The organism is Neobacillus sp. PVCKKU3, from assembly GCF_058323225.1.
Genome location: NZ_JBLVQN010000090.1, coordinates 1 through 1,741 on the forward strand (window position 1 = coordinate 1; position 1,741 = coordinate 1,741).

At 36.2% G+C, this 1,741-nt stretch carries 1 pseudogene; it reads right to left on the reverse strand.

Annotated elements, in window-relative coordinates:
- Window positions 1-140: 140 nt before the first annotated feature.
- Window positions 141-1,607: pseudogene (locus ACNQGS_RS28875) on the reverse strand (IS1182 family transposase); the annotation flags it as partial.
- Window positions 1,608-1,741 lie beyond the last annotated feature (134 nt).

The following is a 1,741-nucleotide window of genomic DNA, read 5'->3' on the forward strand; positions in this document are numbered from 1 at the left end:
CGAGACCACTGAAAAAGTCGACTTTTTTTAACATGGTAAGGCTGGCCATGCAATCTACTGCGGAAAACAGATGGTGAATATCCAATATTTTCAATAAAGAGGCATTAAGATTTAATAATTAGGGGTTTTGAGGAGTTTTAAGAGGGTAGGATGTTTCCTATCCTCTTTAAATTTACCGCTAATGCGGTTAATTTCGCTTGTTTGGACATGCTTTTTAGACCGTACCCCTTGGCACGATCTAGCCCGTGGAAATTTTTCATTTCCCCATTCTTCCATTCTTGGCAAGCCCGTTTTTTGTAGTTCTCTCGGAACTCCTCTGTTTTTTGTTTTTGGCTATACTCATAAAGTTCTGGGGTGTTGATTCCGACTTCTAAGACTCTTCTTACAGTCGTTCCCTTTATACATTCTTCTCTTAATGGACAGGTTCTACATTTTTCCTTTTCAAAATAATATCTATAGGATTCCCTGCCACGCTTATCTTTTTTGTATTTTTTTCCTTCTGTTCTATTTCCTTGCGCACAAAACCATTCATCAGAATCTTTATTGTAGCTAAACCTTTCTTCGTCAACCCTATAGGCCATAGGGTTGACGGGTATGTAGGATGTTGCGTCTAATTCCTTTATTTTATCTAAAATAGGCTTCTTAAAGTATGCTCGGTCTCCATATACTTCCTTAATTGAGATTCCACTTTTCTTGGTTAGCTCGATAAGTTCATCAAACTGAGTTCCATCTACATAAGCACCATTATTAACTCTTACAGCTGTTATAATAAAATCTTCTGTTGTAATGGCATATTCCGTTTTATATCCAAAGAAAGTCTGAGTTTTACTTTTGTGGCCCACCCGGGCCTCTTGGTCAACGATTGAGCGAACGCCTTTCTGCTCTATAAATTTAGGGTCACTTATGATTTCTTTTGCTATTTCAAGTACTTCATTTACTTTTGGGCTCTTCTCAACTTCAACCTGTTCTTCTACCTGGGAGATCGTCTCTTCCAGATAGGATTTCATCGTTTCTTTGGCCTCTTTGTGATCTTCAATTTCTTTGTATTCAGGGATATCTTGATTGATGGATTCAGGTACATCACCGGTTTCTTCTTTTATAGTTTTGAAGATTTTTTTAGCCAGCTGCTTCATCACTCTTTCGGGTGTTGCCTTAAATGTGTTCGCCTCGGTATGGGTAGTATCGACACTGACTCCGGTTCCTTTAACGACCCCTTTTTCCACACATTGTTTCACAACCTCTGTAAGGAATTCATCCAATGTTCCATCTTCTAATTTATGCACTCTGAATTTGGCTAATAAACTTGGATGGGGCATTTCTTCATCCGGATTGATGTCTAGAAAATACATATAGGCAAGATTCAAGGAAGCATCTTCAATGACTCTTTGATCCGATAAATTATAAAATTTCTGTAGTAATAAAAGTTTAACCATTAGTTCAGGTTCTTTAGCAGGTCTTCCATAATACTTACAATAAGAATCCTTGAGGTGTTCATTAATAAAACTAAAATCAACGGCATTATTAATCTTTCTGAGCATATGATTATTTGGAATTTTATCGTATAATAATGAATAGATGCTTAATTGCATATTTTTGTCTTTAAGCATGAAAAATCCCCCTTCTTGGTTATGGTTTCTCGACAATTCCATTATACCAAATTGGGGGATTTTTCTATTTATTTAAGTTATAATTCTAAAAAATTCACATTCCAATTATTTGGAAATGTTTTTCAGTGGTCTCG